This window comes from Erwinia sp. AnSW2-5, assembly GCF_045107195.1.
In the GTDB taxonomy this organism is placed as follows: domain Bacteria; phylum Pseudomonadota; class Gammaproteobacteria; order Enterobacterales; family Enterobacteriaceae; genus Erwinia.
Genome location: NZ_JBJGXA010000001.1, coordinates 188098 through 213630, shown reverse-complemented (window position 1 = coordinate 213630; position 25533 = coordinate 188098). Strand labels below are relative to the sequence as shown.

19 protein-coding genes are annotated in these 25533 nt (G+C 54.9%); 10 read left to right on the top strand and 9 right to left on the bottom strand.

Annotated features, from left to right (window positions below; genetic code table 11):
* Nucleotide 1: 1 nt before the first annotated feature.
* Entirely contained in the window at nt 2-331 is a 330-nt protein-coding gene (locus tag ACFL9S_RS00910) for a DHCW motif cupin fold protein (RefSeq protein ID WP_405259743.1), read from the bottom strand.
* Nucleotides 332-597: 266 nt separating this feature from the next.
* On the opposite strand from ACFL9S_RS00910, the gene ACFL9S_RS00905 reads away from it, so the two are divergent.
* Nucleotides 598-2169 carry an EAL domain-containing protein gene (locus ACFL9S_RS00905; protein WP_405259742.1) on the top strand — a complete coding sequence of 524 codons (1572 nt, stop codon included), beginning with the start codon at nt 598-600 and terminating at the stop codon, nt 2167-2169.
* An 11-nt stretch (nt 2170-2180) separates the two neighbouring features.
* Here ACFL9S_RS00905 and ACFL9S_RS00900 read toward each other — a convergent pair whose 3' ends face one another.
* Nucleotides 2181-2705: a hypothetical protein gene (locus ACFL9S_RS00900; protein WP_405259741.1), complete on the bottom strand. Its 525-nt coding sequence runs from the start codon at nt 2703-2705 to the stop codon at nt 2181-2183.
* Nucleotides 2706-3148: 443 nt separating this feature from the next.
* Here ACFL9S_RS00900 and proP point away from each other — a divergent pair, with 443 nt between their 5' ends.
* On the top strand, nt 3149-4654 hold the full coding sequence (proP, locus tag ACFL9S_RS00895; RefSeq protein WP_405259740.1) for a glycine betaine/L-proline transporter ProP: 1506 nt from the start codon (nt 3149-3151) through the stop codon (nt 4652-4654).
* 71 nt (nt 4655-4725) lie between these two features.
* On the opposite strand, the gene ACFL9S_RS00890 is transcribed toward proP, so the two are convergent.
* Nucleotides 4726-7755 carry an autotransporter outer membrane beta-barrel domain-containing protein gene (locus tag ACFL9S_RS00890; protein ID WP_405259739.1) on the bottom strand — a complete coding sequence of 1010 codons (3030 nt, stop codon included), beginning with the start codon at nt 7753-7755 and terminating at the stop codon, nt 4726-4728.
* 448 nt (nt 7756-8203) lie between these two features.
* Between ACFL9S_RS00890 and ACFL9S_RS00885 the strand changes: the two genes are divergently transcribed.
* From ACFL9S_RS00885 to ACFL9S_RS00875, 3 genes are all read left to right on the top strand, one after another.
* Nucleotides 8204-9220 carry an NAD(P)-dependent alcohol dehydrogenase gene (locus ACFL9S_RS00885; RefSeq protein WP_405259738.1) on the top strand — a complete coding sequence of 339 codons (1017 nt, stop codon included), beginning with the start codon at nt 8204-8206 and terminating at the stop codon, nt 9218-9220.
* 356 nt (nt 9221-9576) lie between these two features.
* Nucleotides 9577-11706: a ferric-rhodotorulic acid/ferric-coprogen receptor FhuE gene (gene fhuE, locus ACFL9S_RS00880; RefSeq protein WP_405259736.1), complete on the top strand. Its 2130-nt coding sequence runs from the start codon at nt 9577-9579 to the stop codon at nt 11704-11706.
* A gap of 134 nt (nt 11707-11840) precedes the next feature.
* Nucleotides 11841-12923, top strand: coding sequence for a diguanylate cyclase (locus tag ACFL9S_RS00875; protein WP_405259735.1), 1083 nt, complete (start codon nt 11841-11843; stop codon nt 12921-12923).
* Here the strand turns inward: ACFL9S_RS00875 and ACFL9S_RS00870 are convergent.
* The 3 genes from ACFL9S_RS00870 to ACFL9S_RS00860 form a co-directional block, all read right to left on the bottom strand.
* On the bottom strand, nt 12902-14194 hold the full coding sequence (locus ACFL9S_RS00870) for an NAD(P)/FAD-dependent oxidoreductase (protein WP_405259733.1): 1293 nt from the start codon (nt 14192-14194) through the stop codon (nt 12902-12904). The two genes, ACFL9S_RS00875 and ACFL9S_RS00870, sit on opposite strands and share 22 nt — an antisense overlap.
* A 20-nt stretch (nt 14195-14214) precedes the next feature.
* On the bottom strand, nt 14215-14637 hold the full coding sequence (locus ACFL9S_RS00865; RefSeq protein WP_405259732.1) for a RidA family protein: 423 nt from the start codon (nt 14635-14637) through the stop codon (nt 14215-14217).
* A gap of 69 nt (nt 14638-14706) precedes the next feature.
* Nucleotides 14707-15846, bottom strand: a complete 1140-nt coding sequence (locus ACFL9S_RS00860) for a tyramine oxidase subunit B (RefSeq protein ID WP_405259731.1) — start codon at nt 15844-15846, stop codon at nt 14707-14709.
* Nucleotides 15847-16038: 192 nt separating this feature from the next.
* On the opposite strand from ACFL9S_RS00860, the gene ACFL9S_RS00855 reads away from it, so the two are divergent.
* From ACFL9S_RS00855 to grxB, 3 genes are all read left to right on the top strand, one after another.
* Nucleotides 16039-16860 (top strand): helix-turn-helix domain-containing protein, encoded by an 822-nt coding sequence (locus ACFL9S_RS00855; RefSeq protein ID WP_405259945.1) that lies wholly within the window; start codon nt 16039-16041, stop codon nt 16858-16860.
* A gap of 182 nt (nt 16861-17042) precedes the next feature.
* The gene (locus ACFL9S_RS00850) at nt 17043-18440 is read left to right on the top strand and encodes an APC family permease (protein WP_405259730.1); all 1398 of its coding nucleotides are present in this window, start codon (nt 17043-17045) and stop codon (nt 18438-18440) included.
* Between the two features lie 206 nt (nt 18441-18646).
* Nucleotides 18647-19282 (top strand): glutaredoxin 2, encoded by a 636-nt coding sequence (grxB, locus tag ACFL9S_RS00845; protein ID WP_405259728.1) that lies wholly within the window; start codon nt 18647-18649, stop codon nt 19280-19282.
* A gap of 65 nt (nt 19283-19347) precedes the next feature.
* Here grxB and betA read toward each other — a convergent pair whose 3' ends face one another.
* The 3 genes from betA to betI are packed head-to-tail and all read right to left on the bottom strand — an operon-like array spanning nt 19348 to nt 23145.
* Nucleotides 19348-21030 (bottom strand): choline dehydrogenase, encoded by a 1683-nt coding sequence (gene betA, locus ACFL9S_RS00840; RefSeq protein WP_405259726.1) that lies wholly within the window; start codon nt 21028-21030, stop codon nt 19348-19350.
* 20 nt (nt 21031-21050) lie between these two features.
* Complete coding sequence (gene betB / locus ACFL9S_RS00835) at nt 21051-22523, bottom strand: betaine-aldehyde dehydrogenase (protein ID WP_405259943.1); 1473 nt, start codon at nt 22521-22523, stop codon at nt 21051-21053.
* Nucleotides 22524-22557: 34 nt separating this feature from the next.
* A complete protein-coding gene (gene betI / locus ACFL9S_RS00830) occupies nt 22558-23145 on the bottom strand; it encodes a transcriptional regulator BetI (protein WP_405259725.1) in 588 nt (195 codons plus the stop codon).
* A gap of 168 nt (nt 23146-23313) precedes the next feature.
* Between betI and ACFL9S_RS00825 the strand changes: the two genes are divergently transcribed.
* Together ACFL9S_RS00825 and ACFL9S_RS00820 are read left to right on the top strand one after the other, a co-directional pair.
* On the top strand, nt 23314-24876 hold the full coding sequence (locus ACFL9S_RS00825) for a BCCT family transporter (protein ID WP_405259723.1): 1563 nt from the start codon (nt 23314-23316) through the stop codon (nt 24874-24876).
* A 178-nt stretch (nt 24877-25054) separates the two neighbouring features.
* Nucleotides 25055-25525 carry an OsmC family protein gene (locus ACFL9S_RS00820; RefSeq protein ID WP_405259722.1) on the top strand — a complete coding sequence of 157 codons (471 nt, stop codon included), beginning with the start codon at nt 25055-25057 and terminating at the stop codon, nt 25523-25525.
* The last annotated feature ends 8 nt before the right edge of the window (nt 25526-25533 follow it).

The following is a 25533-nucleotide window of genomic DNA, read 5'->3' as shown; positions in this document are numbered from 1 at the left end:
GTCAGTCGACGATAAATAACTGCGCACCGCTCTCCGTCCAGGAGCGGTGCGCCTCAGCATGGTCTGCCACCTGGTAACTCATGCCCGCCGTCAGAATAAATACACGACCATCATCCAGCTCGGTATGCAGTTCACCGGACAGGCACAACAGAATATGCCCTTTACTGCACCAGTGGTCCGCCAGGTATCCGGCACTGTAATCCACTCTTCTGACCCGCACCTCACCGAACTGCTGTGTACGCCACCAGGCTGAACCCGTTTCTCCCGGGTGCTCTGTAGCGGCAAGCGTTGACCAGTCAGTCGTGCCGAAAGGGATATCATTCATCTTCATCGTCAGGCTTCCTTAAGCGTAAAAAAATAACCTACGTCAATGGAATAACCTCAGCAAGCACTGATGCGTACAGTGACTGATGATGTCCTTTCCAGGCAAATGCCTGGCCCTTTTTGACCGTGGGAAGCGTATTTGAAAGGGGAAAGTGCTGATAGTAAAAATTTCAGTGTGTAAGATGGCGAACTGAGTAATCTTTCGCATAATATCAACTCAATCGACTATCTGCCGCCGCTGCGGTCCGACAAAACCGCAAACAGGGGAACCGCTTGCAAGCACTCGTAAAACCTAAGCAAGATTATATCTGGCTCACCGTTGCCGGGCTGTTGCCGCTGGTTCTCTGTCTTATTTTCACCTTTATCGACGCCCGTAGCACGGTCATCAATCAACAGAAAACCACAGCCGCCACGCTGATCGACCAGGCCGAACACGTCAGCCAACTCGCCTGGGAGATGACCACCCGCCTGAAACAGTTACATAGCAGCTCGTGCGCGGATATCCGCTCCCAACTCCAACGCTACGGCACGCTGTACCCTTATTTCCGTTCGGTGGGTCAAGTTCGGGGTGATGAAGTCTATTGCTCCTCGGCCTTCGGCACCACTCAGGGAACACTGGAAACGATGCTACGTGGCCCGCTACCTGCAGAGCGCCTGCCCGCATGGATGCTTTCCGTGGCGGGCACCTTCGGTGTGAAAGATCGGCCTGCGGTGATGTTTATGCAGGAAAGCCCCAACGGTTTGAGCAGCTATGCCATCGTTGAAGGCCAGTATCTGATCGACTTTATGACTGCTCTCGGCCTCAAGCATGATTACCATATTACGATGCGCTTTGGTGACGGTTACCGTATCACCAGCGGCAAACCGTTATATATCGATGAGGGGATGCTTGGCACCTCGACCTTCACCAGCAGCTCGCGCCGCTTTGCCATTAGCGTAAGCCTCACTGCACCGCGTGCCGAAGCGCTACAAAGCTGGCTGCAAACGTTGTTCACCTTCCTGCCGATGGCGATGATCCTCTCGCTGCTGTTCATCCTACTCACCAGCAACTGGCTGAAGCGTAAAAGCTCTTTCCGTTACGATATTCGCCGTGGCATTGCCCGCGATGAGTTTACGGTCAATTACCAGCCAGTGTATGACCAGTTCAACGGTCGCTTATCGGGTGCCGAGGCGCTGCTGCGCTGGCAGCGATCCGACGGCAGCTGGGTGCGGCCGGATATCTTTATCGCGGCCGCGGAAGACGAAGGAATGATTATTCCCCTCACCCGGCATCTGCTGGCGCTGGTCGTAAAAGACTGTGCCGACTGGCAGGTACGGCCTGCGTTTAACCTCGGCATTAATGTGGCAGCGGAACATCTGCAACATGAGGATTTTGTCAGTGATATTCGCCAGTTTGCCCAGAAGATTGCGCATTTACAGCCAGCGATCACACTTGAGCTGACAGAACGCAGCCTGATCAGCGATGGCGAGCAGGTAGGGCAAAAACTGGTGACACTGCGCAACGAAGGCATGAAAGTCGCCATTGATGATTTCGGTACCGGGCATTGTTCACTGAGCTACCTGCAAACCTTTCCGATCGATTATCTGAAAATTGATAAAGGCTTTGTGAACGCCATTGAGACAGTCGACGGAGAAACGCCGGTGCTAAATGCAATTATTATGCTGGCGGATAAGCTGATGCTAAAAGTGGTGGCGGAAGGGGTAGAAAACGCCGTCCAGATGGAATATCTGAAAAGGCACGGCGTGATTTATATTCAGGGTTACTACTATGCCACACCGATGGACAGTCACACGCTGATGCAGTGGATGACGCAGCAAAACCGTCCGACAGAAAACAGCCTGTAGAGCCGCCTCCGTCAGATACGCTGTTTCTGCACCGCGCGCAGCGCGACATCAATGGTGTCATCAGCAGGGTGCGACATCATCCACCTTTCGTCGCCGCTGATGTCCAGCATCTGACGGCGAGCCGCTACCCGTTTATTAATGCGCGCCAGCGTTGGCATAATCTGGTCTGCCAGCTGACAGTATTCCGCATACAGTTCGCGAGTCTGTGCCGAGGTTGTCCGTTCAGCCAGTCGCGTGCGTAATGACTGGAAGCGCAGGATCAGGCGATAAGCACGGCCGGAAACCAGGCTCTCCCCTCGCAGCAGGGTGATCTTTTCACCTAAATTTTTACTCTTTAGCGACAGCGTTTGCAGCACATTTTCCGCGCTCGATGCGCAGTTAAGCCACTCATTAGTCTGCGGTGTTTTGCCACCGTTTACGCTGGCAACACCATCGGATAACACGCGAGCACGGCAATAATACGTTAAATTTTCTTCAACACTGTCCAGCATATTCAACCAGTGGTTCTGGAAATTCTCGTTCCTGGTATTACTCACATCGTCCCCCCCCAAAAGGCGGCGACGAGTATCACTGATAGATGACAGCCGATCAAGATCTGGCAGGAGAATTTTTTAAGATTATTCTCACCAAGTGATTGATAAATTTAACTTATCAATTTACTGATAACCAACTCCTTACCTTTAATTCGCCAGCGCAGAGCAAATTCGTAGCATGAATGGCTGTGAAAATTCCGATTTTTCGTTCTAAGCTCGGATGTTTCCGACTGAAATTATGTCAGCTTGCGCAGAGCCTATATACTGTATAGCTGGCAGAGTGCGCTGCCGTGCCGTATTGGCGCGCTATTTTGTGCCAACCAATGCCTGACGATGGCGCATTTTGCAGTTGGTTTTCTCCCGTGAGCGGTCAACCACACACCACGGGCTGACCACAGCGTAGAGATTTTTATCCAGGAAAAACAGATAATTACAGGGTGCTCTATATGAAGCTACGTAGGAAGCGTGTCAAGCCGATTGGGTTAAAAGACGTTACCATTATTGACGATGCAAGATTACGCAAGGCGATTACCGCCGCCTCATTAGGCAATGCCATGGAGTGGTTCGATTTCGGTGTTTATGGCTTTGTTGCCTATGCATTGGGGCAAGTTTTCTTCCCAGGCGCCGATCCCGGCACACAAATGATTGCCGCTTTGGCAACCTTCTCCGTTCCGTTCTTAATCCGTCCATTAGGTGGCCTGTTCTTTGGCGCACTGGGGGATAAGTACGGACGCCAGAAAATTCTGTCTATCACCATCATCATTATGTCGATCAGTACCTTCTGTATCGGCTTAATTCCCTCCTATGCCTCCATTGGTATCTGGGCGCCGATCCTGCTGCTGCTGTGTAAAATGGCACAAGGCTTCTCGGTCGGTGGTGAGTATACCGGCGCATCCATTTTCGTTGCTGAGTACTCTCCTGACCGTAAGCGCGGCTTTATGGGCAGCTGGCTGGACTTCGGCTCCATCGCCGGGTTCGTCCTGGGTGCGGGACTGGTGGTGCTGATTTCAGCCATCATCGGTGAAGCACGCTTCCTTGAGTGGGGCTGGCGTATTCCGTTCTTCGTTGCGCTGCCGCTAGGCATCATCGGCCTTTACCTGCGCCACGCGCTGGAAGAGACCCCGGCGTTCCAGCAGCACGTAGAGAAACTGGAACAGGGCGACCGTGAAGGCCTGGCCGATGGACCGAAAGTCTCGTTTAAAGAGATTGCCACTAAGCACTGGAAAAGCCTGCTGGCGTGTATTGGTCTGGTGATTGCCACCAACGTTACCTACTACATGCTGCTGACCTACATGCCGAGCTATCTGTCGCATAACCTGCACTACTCGGAAGATCATGGCGTGATGATTATCATCGCCATTATGCTGGGTATGCTGTTTGTGCAGCCGGTAATGGGCCTGATGAGCGACAAGTTTGGCCGTCGTCCGTTTGTGATTATTGGTAGCATCGCGCTGCTGGTGATGGCGGTGCCATGCTTTATGCTGATTAACAGCGGTGTGATGGGGCTGATTTTTGCCGGCCTGCTGATCCTCGCGGTGATCCTTAACTGCTTCACCGGTGTCATGGCCTCTTCCCTGCCCGCCATGTTCCCGACCCATATCCGTTACAGTGCGCTGGCCAGTGCCTTTAACATCTCAGTACTGGTTGCCGGCCTGACGCCGACCGCCGTGGCCTGGCTGGTAGAAACCACCAATAATCTTTATATGCCAGCTTACTACCTGATGGTGGTGGCCGTGATTGGCCTGGTGACCGGGATTATGATGAAAGAAACCGCCAATATGCCGCTGCGTGGCGCCACCCCTGCCGCGTCGGATATGGCCGAAGCGAAAGAGATCCTGCAGGAGCATCACGATAACATTGAGCAGAAAATCGACGATATTAGTGAGCAGATTAGCGAGCTGGAAGCCAAACGCTCCCGCCTGATCGATCAGCATCCGCGTATTAACGAATAGTTCTGGTTGAGATGATGAGGGCTGACCGGCCTGTCCGGTCGGCCCTTTTTTATAGGGCAAGCCTGGCGAACTCAGAACTGGTATTTCATCCCTACGTTCCCGCCGTAGCCTTCAACACCGTGCCCATAGCTGTGCTGGTAGTTCACATCGGCGTACAGGCTGAGAGCCGGGTTAACCTGACCGCGGATCCCCGTTCCCAGTTGCCACCAACCGGAATGAATATCCGGTGACAGACTCTCCTGATTCATCGCGATCTCGGGAACATTCCCCATCCGCTGAACCATATCAACCTGCACCCAGGGCTGAACATCCTGCGCATCGTAAAACAGTCTTAACCCACCGCGCGCCTGCCCCATAAAATCATGGCTGCTATCCACTTTGGCCCCACCAGCACGGATTTCCCCATTATGCAGATACTGCCCCATCAGCTGAAGTTGCGGCTCCAGTTTAAACTCGCCGCTGACAGCAAAGGGGACGCCCATTTCAGCCGACAGCAAGGTGCTGTAACTGCCCTGCCCAGTATTGTTGATACTTTTGTAGTGGTTACGATACCAGGTCACCTGCCCCACGGTATCCAGATACGCGCCATCCTCGTTATCAGCCGTGAAATAGCCGCCAAGGCTGTATGCCGTGGTATTAATCTTGCCCGTATTCACCGACAGACCGAGACGTTGGCTACGGGCATAGTCACGTGCATTGCTGTGGATGTCACCGAGGGTCACCATCACGCCCGAGCGCGCCTGGACTTCAGGCGTCAAACGCCCCTGCCACAGGTCTCCCCCCAGCTGCATAAAGGCGGTGGTGCTGTCATACCCGAAGCGCCCTGCACCATAAATATCATGACGCCCATAAATACGGCCCCAAACGGCCTGGTCCTCCTGCCGGGCGCCCAGGCGCTGATGATAGGTTCCGGCCGCAGTGTAAGCATAAGCCGCGTTGAGATAAGGCCCTATCAGGTAGCCTGCTGTCTCCGGGCGGTAGGGTTTCTCAGGAACCGGGACGCCGGGATCGACCACGGGCTTATAGCTGGACTGCAGGTACCAGTCATGGCTGTTGACCGGGTTGAGGAAGTACTCATAGTTCCCGGCCAGTACAGGTTGTGACTGCGTAAAGGTGACATCTTTGGTTTCACCTGCCACGTTAATGACCGGAATACCCATGTTCGTCTTAGCACCCTGGCCGCCCTGATTAGTGATATCGACAGTAAACTTGCCCGTCGCATCGCCCTTCACGTTCAGCCGATCGCTCGGTGAATCGTCACCATCCAGCCGGGTATGAATACCGATATAACCGCTGCCGCTCAGGTTATTGTTCACGGTCAGCGTATGGAAATCCTGGCCATCGAACAGGACCTTGCCATCCAGCTGGAGCGTATTCAGATCGGAATTCCCAGTCATATTCCAGGTGCTGGTCGCATCCAGTATTGTACTGCTAACCTTTTCCATCGCGCCGGTCAGGGTCGATCCGTTTTGCAGGTTGAGGTTGACCTGATTCCGCACAGAATCCGAGATCACGTTGCCATTCAGGGTAGCGTTATCCGCCATCAGATTTACCTGACTGTTGCGGACTTCTGCGCCCTGAGCATCTTTCACCGTCAGGGCCTTTAACACATCGCCACTGCTCCCGGTAACGACTGTCCCGTTACTCAGATTCAGATTCAGCGAACTGCCCAGCGTTTGAATCGCACTGTAGCCCGCGCTCTCCAGCTGAGTATTATCGAGGGAGGCCTCGCTGAGCGCGCTACCATCCGCATATACCCCAGGACCCGCCGCGGTGGTAATGGTGCTGTTTGCCATGTTCAGCGTCCCGTTTCTCAACCATAGCGCAATGGTCTTTTCGCCTTTCATGGTCATCTTGATGCCATCAGCGTGGATTTTTCCGCTGACCACTGCCATCCCTGAACCGCCGGTCCCGGTGGTGGTGATGGACGAATCGCTTATCGTCAAATCACCTTTTGCGCCACTGGACTGCACACCAGTACTGTTGTTTCCCGTCGTTAGCACATTAATGTTTTTCGCATCCATTTGATTTTCGGTGACAATGCCGCGGCCTCTTTCTCCGGTGATCATGGCCTGAACATTGTCGAGTGACACGTAACCGCCCTGTGCAGCCACCGCGATACCTGTCTCACCCGAGATGCTGAACACCGTATCCTTCACCTGCAACATGGATTCTCTGTCTGTCGTCCAGATACCGTAGGCAGCATATCCCGAGGTCTCAATATGCCCCCCGTTAACCTGCGCCGATCCGGCATGTTCCAGGCTCACGCCATGGGCAAAATCACCGCTGGTGTTGAGATTCACGTTATTGAGAACACTTTTTCCACGCGTGACTATCGCGCTGGCAGTTTTCCCCTCCGTATTGATACTGCTGTCATTCAGGATCAACGAATCACCGGCCTGGCTGCCCTTTTCAACCAGAATACCTTGACCTTTATTACTGGCATTAATCATTAAACCTGATGCATTCAGCGTGGCGTCATCAACATGAATACCAAAACTTGAGCTCAGGCCATTGAGAGTAATTTGGACATTTTTCAGCGTCACCTGCGCCTGTTTAGATATCTCAATCATATTCAGCATTGTGGGGTTATTTGCTGTTAATATTAAGCCATTACCGTTAAGCGTTCCGCCCGCAATATCGATCCCTTCAGTCATTGTGTGCCCCAGGGTAATACGGGTATCATTCAGATTCAGTGTCGAATTCCCGGCAGCCCAAATACCGTAAGCATTTTGCCCGGAAATATGAATATTTGTTCCATCCATATTTAGCGTGCCTTGATCAACACGGGCACCGCTGGCATAGATTCCCCCGGTCGAAATGGAAGCTTTGTTGATGTCAGCCTGTGCTCCCTGAGTGACCAGCACACCGTAAGAGGCAGATCCCGATGTGGTAAAATTCAGGTTCGGATCGGTCACCAGATGGCTGTTTGCCCCACTGGCAGATAACGCAGGCTGATTATCGTCAGTGGTCATATGTCCCTGGCTGACCTGAAGTTGCTGACCATTGTTCACTTCCCAAGCTGATGTTGCCTCAGCACTCAGAGGAAACAGCAGCAGGGTAATGATATTAAAGATGAATCTATTATTAGCTGATCGCATAAAACGCCTTTATTATTAAATCCATTAATAAATACAGAAATAGCTTATTTAGACTTCAACTACTTCATATTGACCATTGGATCTAACGTATAAAAAAACAATAATAAAGTTCTTTCTATTCAGGCATTAAAAATAGAAATAATATGATTAAGCGTTGCTAATAAAAAATAAATAAAAATACACAACAACCGCCTGTGTTATCTGAAATCGATTTTTAAATGAATAAGATTCCACTGGGGTAATAGTGAATTAAAGTGAATCATGTAACATCGGCATCGCACTTTTTGCCGATGAACAAATACACACTTTTCGGCCTTTAACCGGGGGGACATGGCTAAATTATCCCCATGAACCTCCACAGATGGGCAGTTTGTGCGGCGAAAAGCCAACTTTCTGCCCCCGGAGCGCTACACTCTCCCCTGACCGTAAACTGAATCTGAGGTATGAAGTGAAAATTAAAAGCTACGCAGCAATGAAAGCAGGACAGGCTCTGGAGCTGTATGAGTTTGATGCAGGCGCGCTGAGTGCAGAGGAAGTGGAAGTCGAGGTGGAATACTGTGGCGTCTGCCATTCCGACCTGTCGATGATCGACAACGAATGGGGCATCTCTCAGTACCCGACTATCGCCGGTCATGAAGTGATTGGGCGCGTCTCCGCGCTCGGTGAGGCGGCAAAGAACAAAGGACTGTCTGTGGGCCAGCGCGTGGGTATTGGCTGGACAGCGAAAAGCTGTCAGCACTGCGATTCCTGCATCAACGGTGAACAGGTGAACTGCGAACAGGGCACTATCCCGACGATCCTGAATAACGGCGGTTTTGCCGAGAAACTGCGCGCAGACTGGCAGTGGGTGATCCCATTACCGGAAAGTCTGGATGCCGCGACCGCAGGCCCACTGCTGTGCGGTGGTATCACCGTGTTTAAACCGCTGCTGATGAGCAATATTACGGCCACCAGCCGCGTTGGCGTGATCGGCATTGGCGGTCTTGGCCATATCGCGATTAAGATCCTGCGGGCGATGGGCGCAGAAGTGGTCGCGTTCAGCTCCACGCCGGATAAAAAACAGTCGATCCTCGATATGGGTGCCGATGAAGTGGTGAACAGCCGCGATCCCGAAGCGCTGAAAGCACTGGCCGGTCGTTTTGACCTGATCCTCAGTACCGTTGCTGTTGATCTCGACTGGAAACCGTACTTCGATGCGCTGGCACCGAAAGGCAAATTCCACACCGTTGGCGCCGTGATGAAGCCGTTCCAGGTGAGCGCATTTGATTTGATCATGGGCGACAAAGCGGTAACGGGTTCATCTACCGGCTCGCCGGGCCAGCTGCGTTCACTGCTGAAGCTGGCATCACGCCGCGATATCGCGCCACACGTCGAGTTCTTCCCGATGTCAAAAATCAACGATGCACTGGACCACGTGCGCGCAGGAAAAGCCAATTTCCGCGTGGTACTGAAAGCCGATTTCTAACGGTTAACCGCGGGGCGACCGGAAAAAATGGTCGCCCCGACGGTACTTTGCCCAGGGGGGACCTTCTTTTTCGGTCGCCCCTGACCGCCTGCTGCCCCCACAAGACTCCCTGCTCCCGCTTTCGTTCCCCCCTAATGCAATATTTATTTACACTGCAACGTTAAATAATTATAGTTCTCATTTGTTTTCCTATTACAGGCAGCGTTTTGTCTGATTGCAGTGCCCGTGGGCCTCACCGTCAAATCATGGATAAGTCAGCGTGCCAATACCGCCTATGGATAACCGGTAGATCTTTTCGTACCCGGTGCAGGTATTGACTCAACATCAGCAACTTATTTCCAGGAATGACCGTGCCAATGTCTCGCTCTGAATCCCGTATTTTCACCCCGTCTGTTGCCGCGCTGCTGGTTATGTCTGCCTTGCAGCCTGCCTTTGCCGCCGACAACACCAAAACCGACACCCTGACCGTTGAAGCCAATGTCGATGCAGCTGCGCAGCAGGCCGTTACCGACTACAGCGTTCCGGTGACCTCTGCGGGCACCAAGATGCCGCTGACGGTACGCGATATTCCGCAGTCTGTTTCTATCGTGAGTAAGCAGCGCATGCAGGATCAGGGGTTACAAACCGTTGGCGATGTAATGAATAATACTGTCGGCGTTTCGGCCTCGAATATCGACTCAGATCGTTCAAATTATTATTCCCGCGGCTTCCTGATTAATAACTATCTGTTCGACGGCGTTCCGACGGTAGTAACCGATGTCTGGGACCTGGGTGATGCCCGTTCAGATACCGCTATCTATGACCGTGTTGAAGTGATTCGCGGGGCGAACAGCCTGGCACTCGGTTCCGGCAATCCGTCAGCCTCCATCAATATGGTTCGCAAACACGCGGACAGCAAAGTGCTGACCGGTAGCCTGTCTGCCGAAACCGGGAGCTGGGATAAACAGCGCTATGTGGGTGATATCACCGTGCCGTTGAATGAATCCGGTACGGTGCGTGCCCGTGCCATTGGCGGATACCAGGAGAACGATACCTGGCTGGATCGCTATCACGCGCGTAAGAAATTCCTGACTACAGTAGTGGATGCAGACCTGACAGACTCTACTACCCTGTCACTGGGCTGGGATTACCAGGACAGTAGCAGTGAAGACCCAAGCTGGGGCGGGATCCCGACGTTCTTCAGCAATGGCGAACGTACCAACTTTGATCGCAGCTTCAACTCCGGTGCGGACTGGACGTACAGCGATAAAGAATCGAATAAGTTTTTCGCTACTCTGACACAGAAATTTGATAGCGGATGGCAGGCCCAGGTGAGCGGCAGCCATACCCGGACCAACTTTGACACCCGTCTGATGTATGCCGACGGCTACCCGGATAAAACAACCGGCACAGGCTCCGTTCTGTACAGTGGCTGGAACAAAGGCCGCCGCACCACGGACAGCGCCGACCTGTATGCCAATGGCCCATTTGATCTGTTTGGCCGTACCCATCAGCTGATGGTTGGTGGCAGCTACAGTAAGCAGGAGAACACCTTCTTCAACAGCTACTCTGATCTGAGCGGCGTCAATATCGGTGATTACCGCGACTGGAACGGCAACATCACAGAAGGTACATGGTCACCGTGGACAAACTCTCTGGCAGATACCATTCGTCAGAAATCAGTCTATACCGCCGCGCGTTTCTCGCTGACGGACCCGCTGTCACTGTTAGTGGGCGCACGTTATACCGACTGGAGCGCTAACGGCACTTCAGGCAGCAACAATAGCGATAAGATCGCTCCTTATGCTGGCCTGACCTACGATATCAATGACACGTATTCGGTATACACCAGCTACACCAGCATCTTCCAGCCACAGACCTCTCGTAGCAGCGAGGCTAAATACCTTAGCCCGGTGACCGGGAAAAGCTACGAAACCGGCCTGAAAGGTGACTGGAATAACAGCCGTCTGACTGCCTCGCTGTCACTGTTCCGTACCGAGCAGAACGGGCTGGGCGTTAACAGCTATGTCTATATTCCAAATACTACCGAGTATGCCTACAACGAAGTGGATGCCGTCAGCCGTGGCGTCGAGTTTGAAGTGAACGGTGCGCTGACCGATAACTGGCAGATGACCTTCGGTGCATCGCGCTATATCGCAGAACAGCGTAACGGCACCGCCGTGATGCCGGAAGTGCCACGCACCACCGCCAAGCTCTTTACCCGCTATCGCCTGCCAATGTTGCAGGATCTGACCGTGGGTGGTGGTGTGAACTGGCAGAATAAAACCTGGGCAACGGTTGCTGGCGGCCCGGCAGGTAGTGACTACATCGATCAGTCCCCTGTGACGCTGGTGAATCTGTTCAGCCGTTACCAGGTGACGAAGCAGGTTTCCGTGCAGGCAAACATCAACAATCTGTTTGACAAAGAGTATTATGACTACATGGGTACGTACGTGGTTTACGGTGCACCACGTAACTTCTCAGTATCGGCTAACTACTCGTTTTAATTAGATAAATTCACTTCCCCGCAATGCCAGCCACGACCGCTGGCTGGCATTGTTCTTCTGCCCAGATAAAAATACCAACGCGTTACTTTTTTTCCGATACACTGCACCATCGATCGGCTCAGCGTCGCTTATTCATGCACTATTACTCACCTGATGACAGACAATTAAAACAGCGCTCTGTGCGCTTTATTCGTCGCATGTTCGCCATGCGCCAATTGGGGACCTTTTTGTGTTTTTTCCCCATCCTGTCGGTGCTGATGGAGTTGGATCGGGGCATGTGGCTCACCATTCTGCTGAGTATTAATGCCTTTATCTGGCCGGTAATTGCCTGGATCCTGGCACATTCATCCAGCGACCCCACCAAAACCGAACGGCGTAACCTCACCATTGATGCCGCCTTTGGTGGTGTCTGGGTGGCTCTGATGGGCATCAGTCCACTTCCCTCCCTGGTCATCATGTCGGTGCTGGCGTCTGACCGCTATGCCGCTGGGGGTTGGCCGCAGTTAAGACCGGCTATTGCCGCGTTTCTGCTGGCCTTTATTCCCACGTGGAGCGTGGCCGGCATGCCGTTACAGCTCACCTTCAGCACCCGCACGGTGTGGCTGACGCTGCCGCTGGCCACCTGCTATATGATGGTGTTGAGCGCCGTGTCCTATCAGTTAACCCTGAGCCTGCGCCGTAAAAACCGCGAGCTGGAACGCATTTCACTGATGGACCCGAGCCTGAAAATCCCTAACCGCCGCCTGTTTGATCGTCGGCTTGAAAGCGAATATCTGCGCACCCAGCGCGGTGACAGCCACGCCTGGCTGCTGCTGCTGGATGTGGATAATTTCAAACAGGTGAATGACCGTTTCGGCCATGAAGCCGGGGATTATCTGCTGGCCGAGATCTCCATGCTGCTGCGCACGGAAGTGGGCATCCGGGATATTCCCGCCCGTTTTGGTGGCGATGAACTGGGGGTGATTGTGCGCGATGCCGACAGCAACAGCATCGTGATACTGGCGGCGGCGCTGAAAGAGAAAATTGCTCAGATACAGCTCCCGGCGTCACCGAACTTCCAGTGTTCGGTGAGCATCGGCATTGCCCCGGCAGCCAAAGCAGACTCCATTCATCAGTGGCTGCGCCATGCAGACCAGGCGCTGTACAACGTCAAACGTACCGGCCGCGACGGCATCCAGCTCTGGCAGCCGGAAACTCAGAACCGCTCAAACCGATAAGGGTGCGGATCGATAATCGGCGCTGAAGCCGACACCAGATCGGCAGCCAACTGCCCCGCCGCCGGTGACGTACCAAATCCATGCCCTGAAAACCCGGTCGCCAGCGTCAGACCCGGAATTTTCGCCACCGGACCAATCACCGGGTTCGAGTCCGGGGTAACATCAATCGCTCCGGCCCAGGCATCTGCAATCACCGCCTTTTCAAAGGCAGGCCAGGCGGCAATCAGGTTAGTCATCGCTTCCTGATTCAGCGCCGGGTTCACTTCCGGGTCCAGCGTGCGAACGCGCTCAAACGGCGAACGGCCGTTGGCTTTCCAGCGACGCGGCAACGCCAGATCCCTGACGAAGTTTTTCCCGACGGAGATACGCAGGAAGCTGCGCTGCGTGCGCAGCTGTTGCAGGTAGCGCGAACCGATTAACAGATGGTCCAGCGTCAGCGAGGCATCCAGTGCGCCGCGCTGAGTGATGATAAAGCCGCCGTCATGATGCTTGCGGAACGAGAAATCCGGGGCGCCCACGGCAATCTCTGTCGGGCCTTCCATCGGCGCGGTGCGCAGTACCGAGCAGATCAGCGGCAGCGTCGGCAGCGAAATACCAAGGTTGCCGAGAAAACGCCGTGACCACAGCCCGCCCGCCAGCAGCACCTGCTCACAGCGGATCTCACCTTGCTCCGTCACCACACCGCTGACTTTACCGCCCGCCAGCGACAGAGTGCGTACCGCGCAGTTCTCAACAATCGTCACACCTTTGGCAATGGCGGTACGGGCAATGGCGCTGGAGGCCAGCGTCGGTTCAGCCCGGCCGTCAGACGGAGTATAAATCCCACCGGCCCAGTCGCCCCGACCGCCCGGCACCCTGGCGGCAATCTGCTGCGCCGTCAGCAACTGTGAGTCCAGGCCAAGATGCGCGACGGATTTCAGCCAGCCCTCATGCATCGCCATCTGCGTGTCTGTGCGGCCGACAAACATAATCCCCGCCTGGCGGTAACCCACATCCTGCCCGGTGCGTTCCGGCATCGCGGCCCACAGGCGATCGGATGCCAGCGCCAGGGGAATATCCTCGGCCATGCGGCTGGTTTTACGCACCCAGCCAAGGTTACGTGAAGACTGCTCCCCCGCCAGGCGGCCTTTTTCCAGCAGCACGACGGGAATATTACGTTCTGCCAGCGCCAGCGCGGCCGTTAACCCGACGATGCCGCCGCCAATCACCACCACGGTGGTCGCCGTTGGCAATGTCGTGGCGGTCTGAACCGGTGTGATCACAGGGGCCATATATACCTTCTTAGCGGGCGTTACAGCGCCACGGTGAGTTCGACAACGTGGGCCTTCGAGGCACCGCGATAAGCGGTCACTTCCAGCTCCACTTTATAGACGGTGGAGCCGAGCGGCGGGCAGGTGACCGTCGAGGCAGGGTTTACCCCGCGAAACTTGTCGCCAATAATCGCCATCACCGTCGGCACATCCTGCGGATCCTGAATAAAGACGCGCGACATCACCACATCGGCCAGCGACGCATCCACGGCCGCCAGCGCCTGTTCGATGTTGGCAAACACCTGATGCGTCTGCTCGCTGATATCCTCAGGGATTGCTTTGGTTTGCGGGTTGCGCCCGGCGGTGTTCGACACGAAAATCCAGTTATCCACCGCCACAATGCGCGAATAGCTGGCCTTCTCTTCAAAGACCGATCCGGTTTTTACTTTGGTTATCTGAGTCATTTTTTTCCTTGTGATATATGCAGACCATCCTCTCAATCAACGCCGTTGCAGCGTCAGGGATGACGAGGATTAAGAGAGTTCCGGGGTTTCCCACAGATTCAGTTTCACGCCGATATCACGGGCCAGCGCATTGCGGTAAACCACCGTGCCCCACGCCACGTCCTCTACCGGCATCCCGCCTACCGACATAATGATGATCTCGTCGTCGTTCTGGCGGCCGGGCGCCTCTCCGACGACAATTTTGCCGATGTCCTCTAACTGCGCGTGGGTCAGCTTGCCTTCCGCCACCATGTCCATAAAGCGCACGCCAATCACCGGAATGGTGTGATGCGCGGGTTTGGGCACTTCTTCGTACCAGGCGTGATACAGGCCGGTGTTATCCAGCACTTTACGCACATCAGCCTGCTCCATGCCTTCATCGATATTGCACAGCGCTGGCATCGCCAGAAATGCACCGGGTTTCACCCATTCACGCTTCACCAGCGGATAGGTTGACGGGTCGCCCACTTCGCCGGAGCTGCAATAGGTGACGATATCGGAGCCACGCACCACCGCTTCCAGGCTGTCGACCACCTCAATGGTGGTGATCTGCGGGAACGTGACGGTGATCCAGGAGATAAAGGTGTCCAGGCTGTTCTGCCCGCGCCCTTTGATTTTGATGGTGTCGATCAGCGGGCAGACGGCAATAAACGCTGCCACGGCGGTTTTGCCCATCACGCCCGGCCCGAGCAGACCAATCACTTTTGCATCTTTGCGCGCCAAATGCCGCGCCCCCACGCCAGGAACAGCGCCGGTGCGGTAGGCCGAGAGCAGGTTGGCGGACATATGCGCCAGCGGTGCGCCGGTGTCGGCATCGTTCAGCGTGAACATCAGGATGGAACGCGGCAGCCCTTTCTGGCGGTTGGCAATATTCGAGCCGTACCATTTGACGCCAGCGGTACAGAAACTGCCGCCCAGGTAGGCGGGCATCGCCATGAGACGGCGGTCGGCGGTGGGTTTCGGCATCGTCGGGAACGGTGAGTCCTCCGGGAAGGTGACCATCGCGCCGTGCGAGTCGTTGTTCGATCCTGCCATGCGATAGTCGCCCTGATACAGCAGGCCAAACATCTCTTCCATCGTATCCACGCAGGCGGGCATATCAGTGACCCCGGCGCGGATCATGTCCTGTTCAGAAAGGTAGATAAAATCGATTTTAGTTGAGTCAGACATGCCGGTTACCCCGTTAAATGAGTGAATGACGTTGCGCGGTCGACGTTGCGCTTCCGATTGAAAATAGCGAGGGGCCGGGCAGCCTGTATTGAACTTTTGCGACATGTCGGCAAATCAGCCAACGGGAAGTGGCACCCGAATTGCAATGAGGGTTTGTCATCCCTGTTGCAGGACTCGCTTATGTCAAACACCATGCCTTCCCATTCGGCGGCCGATATTCAACCGCAGCAGCCCTGGTTTGTGCTCAGTGCAGCCAAACACTATTCACTGATGGCCAGCAGCCACCCGGCGATTTCCCATTTCTACAGCTTCGACGTCGCCGAGTCGGCCGGCCTGACGCTGGCGGTGCCGGACGGCTGCGTGGATATCGTGTTTGACTGCGATGCCGCGCATCCTGTGGCTCGGGTGTGCGGCACCACGCTGGAGGCGCGCAGCGCAGCGCTGAACCGCAACCACCGCTATTTTGGCGTGCGCTTTGCGCCGGGAGTGACCCCGGATTTTCTCGATGTGATGGCTGAGGAACTCACGGATCGCGAGTTTAACTTCTTCGATGTGGTGCCGGATGCGCGCCAGGCCTGCGAGCAGATCCTGCGTACCCCGCTGTTTTCACAGCAGATCGCCCTGTTTAACACCCACTTCACGCCGCGCCTGGTACGCAAGACCTCTGCCGTGACCGCAACGATCATCCACACCATCCTGCAACAGAAAGGCAATATCCGCGTAGAGCATCTGGAGGCGTTAACCGGCTATACCTGCCGCACCATTCAGCGCCAGTTTCGTCAGGACACCGGGATGTCACCCAAGGCGTTTGGCCGCATTATGCGCTGCCAGGCGGCGCTGCATTCCCTGCACCAGCAAGGGCCGGTGTCGTTTTCCGACCTGGCGCTCGACCTCGGTTTCAGCGATCAGTCGCACTTCCTGCGCGAGTTCAAAAAACTGATCAGCACCACCCCACTCGACTATCAGCGTCAGACCCTGCTCGGGGCGTGGGGCGAGCGTATTCGTTATCACTAATGGTGAAAAGTTAGCGCCTGGTTAGCGCGAAGTAGCACTAAAACAGTGCGTCTGTTGCACCTTCGTACTGTCCGATTTTTTCTATCCGCACCCGCCGTCACTGATAAATGATGCCAGTCAGTACCTGGCCTCGGAAAATCCTCTTTCTGAGTACGATTTCACTGTCATCTAAGGCGTTGGCGATGAGCAACTCTACCGGTTTAAGAAAAAATACCCTGGGCTTATTCTCCCTGGTCTTCTTTGTTGTGGCAGCGGCCTCTCCCCTGACCGGCGTGGTCGGCGGGCTGCCGGTGGCGATGTTCACCGGCAACGGCGGCGGCATTCCCGTGATCTACATTATGGCCTGCGCCATTTTGATGATCTTCTCCGTCGGCTATATCGCCATGAGCCGCCATGTCAGCGATGCGGGCGCGTTCTATACCTATATTTCGAAAGGACTGGGTGAAAACTGGGGGGCATCGGCCTCGGTGCTGGCACTCATCGCCTACTTCTCCGTGCAGACGGCAGTGGTGGCGATGCTCGGCTTCTTTAGCCAGCTGTTCGTTGAGCAGCATCTGGGCGTGCATATTCCCTGGTGGGCGCTGAGTATGCTGTTTGTGGTGATTGCCTGGGTGCTGGGCATTAAGCGCGTGGAGGTGGGCGGCAAGCTGCTGGGCGTGCTGATGCTGGCGGAAGTGGCGATTGTGCTGCTGACCGATGTGATGCTGCTGATCAAAAAGTCCGGCGATTTGAATCTCAGCTCGTTCGAACCTTCCGTGTTTATGCAGGGTAATCTCGGCATCGCGTTTATGTTCTCGATTGCCTCGTTTATCGGCTTCGAATCGACGGCCATCTACGCCGAAGAGTGCCGCGATCCGCATAAAACCGTGCCGCGTGCCACCATCTGCGCCCTGCTGATTATTACCGTCTTCTTCTGCTTTACCAGCTGGGCGCTGGTGCAGGCTTACGATATCGATAAGCTGGTTGAGATTGTGCGTAACGATCCCGGCAACTTCGTTTTTGATATCACCCGCCAGTATGTCGGCCAGTGGGCGGTGGAGACGATGTCAGTACTGCTGATCACCAGCCTGTTTGCGGCAGCGATGGCGTTTCATAACAACATCTCACGCTATATCTTCAGCATCAGCCGCGACGGTCTGATCTGGAAAGAGCTGTGCGAGACGCACCCAACCAACGGCACGCCGCACAAAGCCAGCCACGTTCACAGCGTGATCCTGCTGATGATGCTGGTGGGCATGGGCAGCATCGACCTTGACCCGATGGCACAGATTTTTGCCTTCGGATCGGCGATTGCCACACTGTCGATTCTGGTATTGCAGGTGGGCGTATCGGCGGCAGTGATCATGTTCTTCCGTCGCTTAGAGAACCACAACAATAATGCCTGGCAGGTGTTCTGGGCGCCGCTACTGGCGCTGATCGGGATGTCCGTCACCATTATTCTGGTGGTGAATAACCTGCAAATTCTCAGCGGCAGCGACTCGAAGCTGGTGCAGCTGATCCCGTGGCTCATTGCGATCTGTTCGGCGGCAGGCTATGTGATGTCGGTGAGGCGCGGGCCGCGAACGGCGGGCGTGCAGTAACGGAAACTGAACTGCCCTTGTCCCAGGGGCAGTTTATCCTTCATGCCAGTAAACCCGTAGGGTTAACCTTCTGAAATTCCGCTGATATCGACACTACCCGCCGCTGCTCTCATCGCATAGACTGAGTCGCACAAAACAGCCCCGCGTCAGCGTCAGAAAACGATTCCAGGGGCGAAATCGACAGGATTTATCATCAGGAGTGGTTTATGAAACTGTATATCTACGAACACTGCCCTTTCTGCGTGCGTGCCCGGATGATTTTTGGGTTTAAAGCGCTGCCGTTTGACATCAGCGTGATGGCCGAAGGGGATGCGGCCACGCCGGTGAGTATGGTTGGCCGCAAGGTTGCGCCGATCCTGGAAAAGGATGACGGCACCTTTATGCCGGAGAGCATGGATATTGTCAGATATGTTGACTCACTGACGGGCACGCCGATTGTCGATCAGCCCGCTGACAGCGCTATCGCCGCCTGGTGCGACGCGGTTTCCACACCGCTGTTTCAGCTTGCCATTCCGCGCTTTACCCGCGCTGATTTCGCCGAACTGTCTACGCCAGAAGCGCGTGCCGCCTATCTTCAGCGTGAAGAGAAAGCCTTTGGCAGCATGGAAGCACTGATGGCAGATACGCCGCGCCTGTTGCAGGACGTCGCTGAAAAACTGGCCGAACTTGAGCCGCTAATCGCCGATCGCCAGTCTGTTGATACGTCTGATTTCCTGCTGTTCCCGTGGTTACGCTCGCTGACCATTGTGAAAGACGTGGCATTCAGCCCTGCCGTCACCGCCTATATGAACCGTATTTCAGCCGCGTCCCAGGTGCCGCTGCTGACGTGGCAGGCGATATAAGCCAATCGCTTTCGGGTTGCATGAACAGTCACGCTCCGACCCAAAGAGCCGGAGCGTAAACTCAGTTACTTATCCAGAGTGCGTCGTGCAGGTGCGCCGTTAGCGACATAGTAAGACGCGTCGCTGCGAGGTAGCGCTGGGCGCCCACGGATCATATCGGCAATTTTCTCAGCGATCATGATCGTTGGCGCGTTGAGGTTACCCGTGGTGATCTGCGGCATGATAGACGCATCAACGATGCGCAGACTTTCAACACCATGTACTTTGCCATCATTACCCACCACCGCCATCTCATGGTATCCCATCGCATTCGAGCAAGAAGGATGATAAGCCGTTTCCGCGTGCGCACGGACAAAGCGGTCCAGATCGTCGTCGCTTTGGCAGCTTGCGCCAGGCGAGATCTCCTTGCCACGATAAGGGTCCAGCGCACGTTGCTGAATAATCTCACGTGTTATGCGGATAGCGGCACGGAATTCGCGCCAGTCCTGATCGTGAGACATATAGTTAAACAGGATGCTCGGATGGTCGTGCGGGTTCTTCGATATGATCTGCACGCGGCCACGGCTGGGTGAACGCATCGATCCCACGTGAGCCTGGAAACTATGGACTTTAATAGGATTCGAGCCGTTATAGTTAACCGCTACCGGCAGGAAATGGTACTGGATATTTGGCCATTCAAATTCGTCGTGGCTGCGAATAAACCCGCCCGCTTCAAAGTGGTTACTGGCACCAATACCGCTGCCCATGAGCAGCCACTCAGCGCCAATCAACGGCTGGTTATGCCATTTAAGTGCGGGTGACAACGAAACGGGCTGCATGCACTCATACTGCAAGTACATTTCAAGGTGGTCTTGCAGATTCGCGCCGACGCCCGGTAAATCATGAACAACCGGGATATCGAGGCTTTTTAGCAGTGCGCCAGGGCCAACGCCTGAGCGTTGCAGGATCTGGGGAGAGGCAATCGCCCCGGCACACAGCAACACTTCGCGCCGCGCATGTGCCGTGTGCTGGTGCTCTTTTTGCAGCCAGACCACGCCAGTCGCCCGTTTGTTATCAAACAGAATGTGGTCGGTGACAGCATGGACTTCAATGGTCAGATTAGGGCGTTTACGCGCCTGATCCAGATAGCCTCGTGCGGTGCTGGCGCGACGGCCATGTGGCGTCACGGTGCGATCCATCGGGCCAAAACCTTCCTGCTGATAGCCATTTAAATCATCGGTACGTGGATAGCCTGCCTGCACGCCCGCTTCCACCATCGCATGGAACAGCACGTTGTTGTCGTGCTTTGGCGTAGTGACGCTGACCGGGCCACAATCGCCATGATAGTCATTGCCGCCGATATCACGACGCTCGGCCATTTTGAAGTACGGCAGGCAGTCAAGGTAGCTCCAGTTCTCTAAGCCTTCCCGTTGCGCCCAGCCGTCGTAGTCCATCGCATTCCCACGGATGTAGCACATACCATTGATCAGTGAAGACCCGCCCAGCCCTTTACCCCGCCCACACTCCATGCGGCGGTGGTTCATAAAAGGTTCAGGGTCGGTAACATAGGCCCAGTTATAGCGGCGTCCCTGGAGTGGAAAAGCCAGTGCTGCTGGCATCTGGGTACGGAAATCCTGGCGGTAATCCGGGCCACCCGCCTCTAATAACAGCACGCTGACATCAGCATCTTCTGTCAGGCGCGTTGCCAGCACGTTGCCCGCTGAACCTGCACCGATGATGATGTAGTCATATTCCCTGATAGTGTTCATAGAAACCTCAACATCCTTATTTAAAAAATAGAGTGATAACGATCTAACTCAACCTGTATTGATTTGATGCGGGTGTAATGCGTGAGAGTGCTCATCCCATTTTCACGCCCGACACCTGACTGCTTGTAGCCACCGACCGGCATCTGTGCTGGCGATTCTCCCCAGCTGTTGATCCAGCAGATACCGGCTTCTAACTGATGAATAGTGCGGTGGGCTTTCGCCAGATCGCGCGTGACCACGCCCGCCGCCAGGCCGAAGTGGGTATTGTTGGCTCGATCAATGGCTTCCTGCTCATCGTCCCAGGTCAGAATGCTCATGACCGGCCCAAAAATCTCTTCTCTGACGATGATGTGGTGATCTTCGCAATCGGTGAAAATCGTCGGCTGAACATAAGCACCCTGGGCAAATTTGCCCGATGTTTCGCGCGCACCGCCACACAGTAAGCGTGCTCCTTCCGCTTTACCGCTTTCGATATAGCGCAGCACATTTTCCATATGAGCAAAACTGGTTAATGGACCGAAGTTGGTGTGAGGATCCATCGGTTCCCCCATGCGAATACGCTTCACGCGAGTTTCCAGCGCCTTTTCCAGCGCAGCTTTCTGCGAACGATGGACAAACACACGCGTCCCGTTGGTACAGACCTGCCCGGAGCTGTAGAAATTCGCCATCATCGCGATGTCTGCGGCCAGTTCGATATCGGCATCGGCCAGAATCAGCAGTGGCGACTTACCACCCAGCTCCATCGTGACGTCTTTCAGCGAGGAAGCTGCCGCGCTGGCCATCACTTTTTTGCCGGTTTCAATACCGCCCGTAAAGGAGATTTTTTCAATGCGCGGGTGCTGCGTGAGCCATTCACCCACGGTACGTCCGGCACCTTGAAGCACATTAAATACGCCATCCGGCAGGCCAGCCTGCGTGTAGATTTCAGCCAGTTTCAGTGCGGTCAGCGGCGTGACTTCGCTCGGTTTGAAAATCATTGCGTTGCCTGCGGCAAGTGCGGGGGCCGATTTCCACAACGCAATCTGGATTGGGTAGTTCCAGGCACCGATACCGGCCGTCACGCCCAGCGGTTCACGTCGCGTATAAAAGAAGCTGCTATCGCGCAGCGGATATTGCTCCCCTTCGATGGACGTTGCCAGGCCAGCGTAATACTCCAGTACATCCGCGCCCGTCACGATATCGACAGCGGAGGTTTCCGAGAAAGGTTTGCCGGTATCCAGCGTCTCCAGGTGTGCCAGCTCATCATTGCGTTCACGCAGGATCTCCACGGCGCGTAGCAGAATGCGCGAACGTTCCGTGCCGGTCATTGAGGCCCAGATTTTCTGGCCACGCTCTGCGCTGACAACCGCACGTTCAACATCTTCGGCGGTTGCGCGCTGCACCACAGCCAGCACCTCGCCGTTCGCCGGGTTTATCGTCTCAAACTGATCCGGGCCGCTCGCGTCAGTCAAACGACCATCGATATAGAGTTGTTGTAGGGGAAATTTCGCCATCATTACGGTTCCTTTTGTCAGTTGGCTTGGGGGTTCAGGTTCTGTTGGTGAGCTTATTTTCAACATAGTCGAAGGCAATTTCACTGGCCTGACGCACGTTAAAATCCAGACCGCTCAGGCTGGCGCGCAGCCACAGTCCGTCGATCATTGCTGCCAGGCCGCGAGCGGCTTTACGCGCGTCATCACGCGGCAACTGGCGGCGGAACTGGCAGCAAATATTGGAAAACAGTCGGTGGTCGTTGACGCGTTGCAAACGGCGCAGCGCCGGTTGATGCAGGCTTGCTGCCCAGAAGTCGAGCCAGGTGCGCCTGGATGTGCCGCTGGTCTGGCTGGGATGAAAGTTGCCTTCGATAATGGCGAACAGCTGCGCCTGGGGGGTGTCCTGAGCGTGGCTCCGGCAGGTAGCCACCGCATCGTGCAGGTCACGCAGGATGCGGCGCATCGTGGCGTTTAACAAACCGTCTTTGTCGCCAAAATAGTGGCTGACAATACCGGTAGACATTCCTGCCTGGCTGGCGACCTGAGACAAGGTCATCCCGGCTAATCCCACATCTCCAATAGCCTCGAACGCAGCGTTGATCAACTGCTCCCGGCGCTGTTCGGGAATGGCTTTACGAAACATTTCATCTCCACTTGTTGAGCAATCAGAGCATTAAAATTCATTGATTGAACGTTCAAACAATCTACATTATGCTCCGGTAATGTCAAAAAGTTGATTGTAAATTGTTAATTAAATGATTTTCCAGTGAGATGGATTTTAGCTTTTCACACCCTACATGGAGTTGTTCACATGACTGAGATACCGTCAAAACCCGTTGCCCATCATCCCATCAGGCTGAATGCCCCCGTTTTTTTTAGTTCTGCTGTGGTTATCTTGCTGCTGGGACTGCTGGTTATTATGTTTCCTGCCGGCAGCCATCAATGGCTCAACAGTGCACAAATCTGGATGGCGGATGTCTTTGGCTGGTACTACATGCTGCTGATGGTCGCGTGTATGATGTTTGTATTCTGGCTTGCCTTTTCCCGTTTTGGCCACATCAGGCTGGGTCAGGAAGGAGAAGCACCACAGTTCAGCTATCCCTCATGGATTGCCATGCTGTTCTCGGCGGGAATTGGTATCGCGCTGGTGTATTACGGTGCCTATGAACCGCTGGACCACTTTCTGCAACCCCCAGAAGGCCAGGGCGGAACGCCTGAAGCCGCCCGTCAGGCAATGGCGATTACCTTCCTGCACTGGGGCCTTCACGGCTGGGCGCTGTATGCGCTTATCGCCACAGCACTGGCCTATTTTGCTTACTGTCGCGGGTTGCCGCTGGCGCTGCGTTCGGCCCTTTACCCTATTTTTGGCGAGCGGGTTCACGGCTGGGCCGGGCATTTAGTCGACAGCTTTGGCATTCTGGTCACGGTGATTTCGATGGTAACTAACCTCGGGATTGGCGCGTTACTGGTGAACTCCGGCCTGCACTATCTGTTTGATATTCCGCAAACGCCACATGTGCTGCTGGTGCTGATTGTGGTGATGATGATTGTGGCAACGCTTGCCGCCGTCACCGGCGTCGAGAAAGGCATCGCCATGCTCTCCAACATCAACGTTGGCTTCCTGTGCCTGCTGCTGCTGTTCGTCTTCGTGACCGGCCCGACGCTCAATCTGATCAACGGCATGCTACAGAACACCGGCGATTACCTGACATCGATTGTCGGGAAGAGTTTTGATATGTATCTCTATGGTAAAGCGCGTCGCTGGCAGGGCGCATGGACGCTTTTCTACTGGGCGTGGTGGGTGGCCTGGGCACCGTTTGTCGGCTTGTTTATTGCCCGCATCTCGAAGGGACGTACCATCCGTGAGCTTATCCTGGGTGTTATGCTGATCCCGTTAGGTTTCACCCTCGCCTGGCTGTCTATTTTCGGCAATACCGCCATCAGCCTGGTACTGGAGCACGCAGACAATATCCTGGGCCAGGTCGCGCTGAACGACCCGCCGATGTCCGTTTTCAAGCTGTTCGAGTATCTGCCCTTCACTAAAATCACCGCAGGTTTCACGGTTATCATCAGCTTTGTGCTGTTTCTGACACCGGTAGATTCTGGCACGCTGATGATTGCTAACCTCTCCAGCAAGGGGGGCACCAATGATGATGATGCACCCGCCTGGTTGCGCATTTTCTGGGCATCCGTCACCACGTTAGTCTGTGCGGGCCTGTTGTATGCAGGCAGCTTCAGCGCCATGCAAACCGCAGTCGTGATTTGTGGTTTACCCTTCTCTGTGGTGATCGTGCTGTACATGGCAAGCCTGTACCGCGATTTGCAGAAATTTGGCGACAAACCGCAGATGATGCAGGAAGCCAACAAGATCTAACCTGGCGATACAACGCAACATCACTATTAAGGCCACTCCTGGTCATTGAGACCAGGAGGTTCTATTAACGGGAAATGCGCCAGTGTCTCTTCATCGCGGTTGAGCACAGGTATACCCTCTGATTTACTAGCACAATCAACGTGAGCGGTTATCCGCATTTCCCTCAGGAGCAAGCAACATGGCACAGCGTGAACATCACTATCAGGTTTCGGTGGAATGGACAGGGAATAAAGGACAAGGCACCGCGTCCTACAAGGCATACGACCGCGACTACCTGATAAGTGCGGGTGAGAAAGCGACGATTGCAGGTTCATCCGACCCGGCATTTCTGGGCGATGCCACACGCTGGAACCCGGAAGATCTGCTGGTTGCGTCGGCTTCAGCCTGCCATAAATTATGGTATCTGCACCTGTGCGCAGAAGCCGGAATTATCGTCCAGGCTTACCGGGATGACGCGGAGGGAACGATGGTGGAAGGGAAAACGGGCTGCTTTACCCGCATTCTGCTGAAGCCGCAGGTAACGCTATCCGCAGGCGACCCGGAGCTGGCCCACACGCTGCACCATAAAGCCCATGAGCTTTGTTATATAGCCAACTCGCTGAACTTCCCGGTGCAGTGTGAGCCGACTATTGTGCTGCAACAGGGTTAACGAGCGAA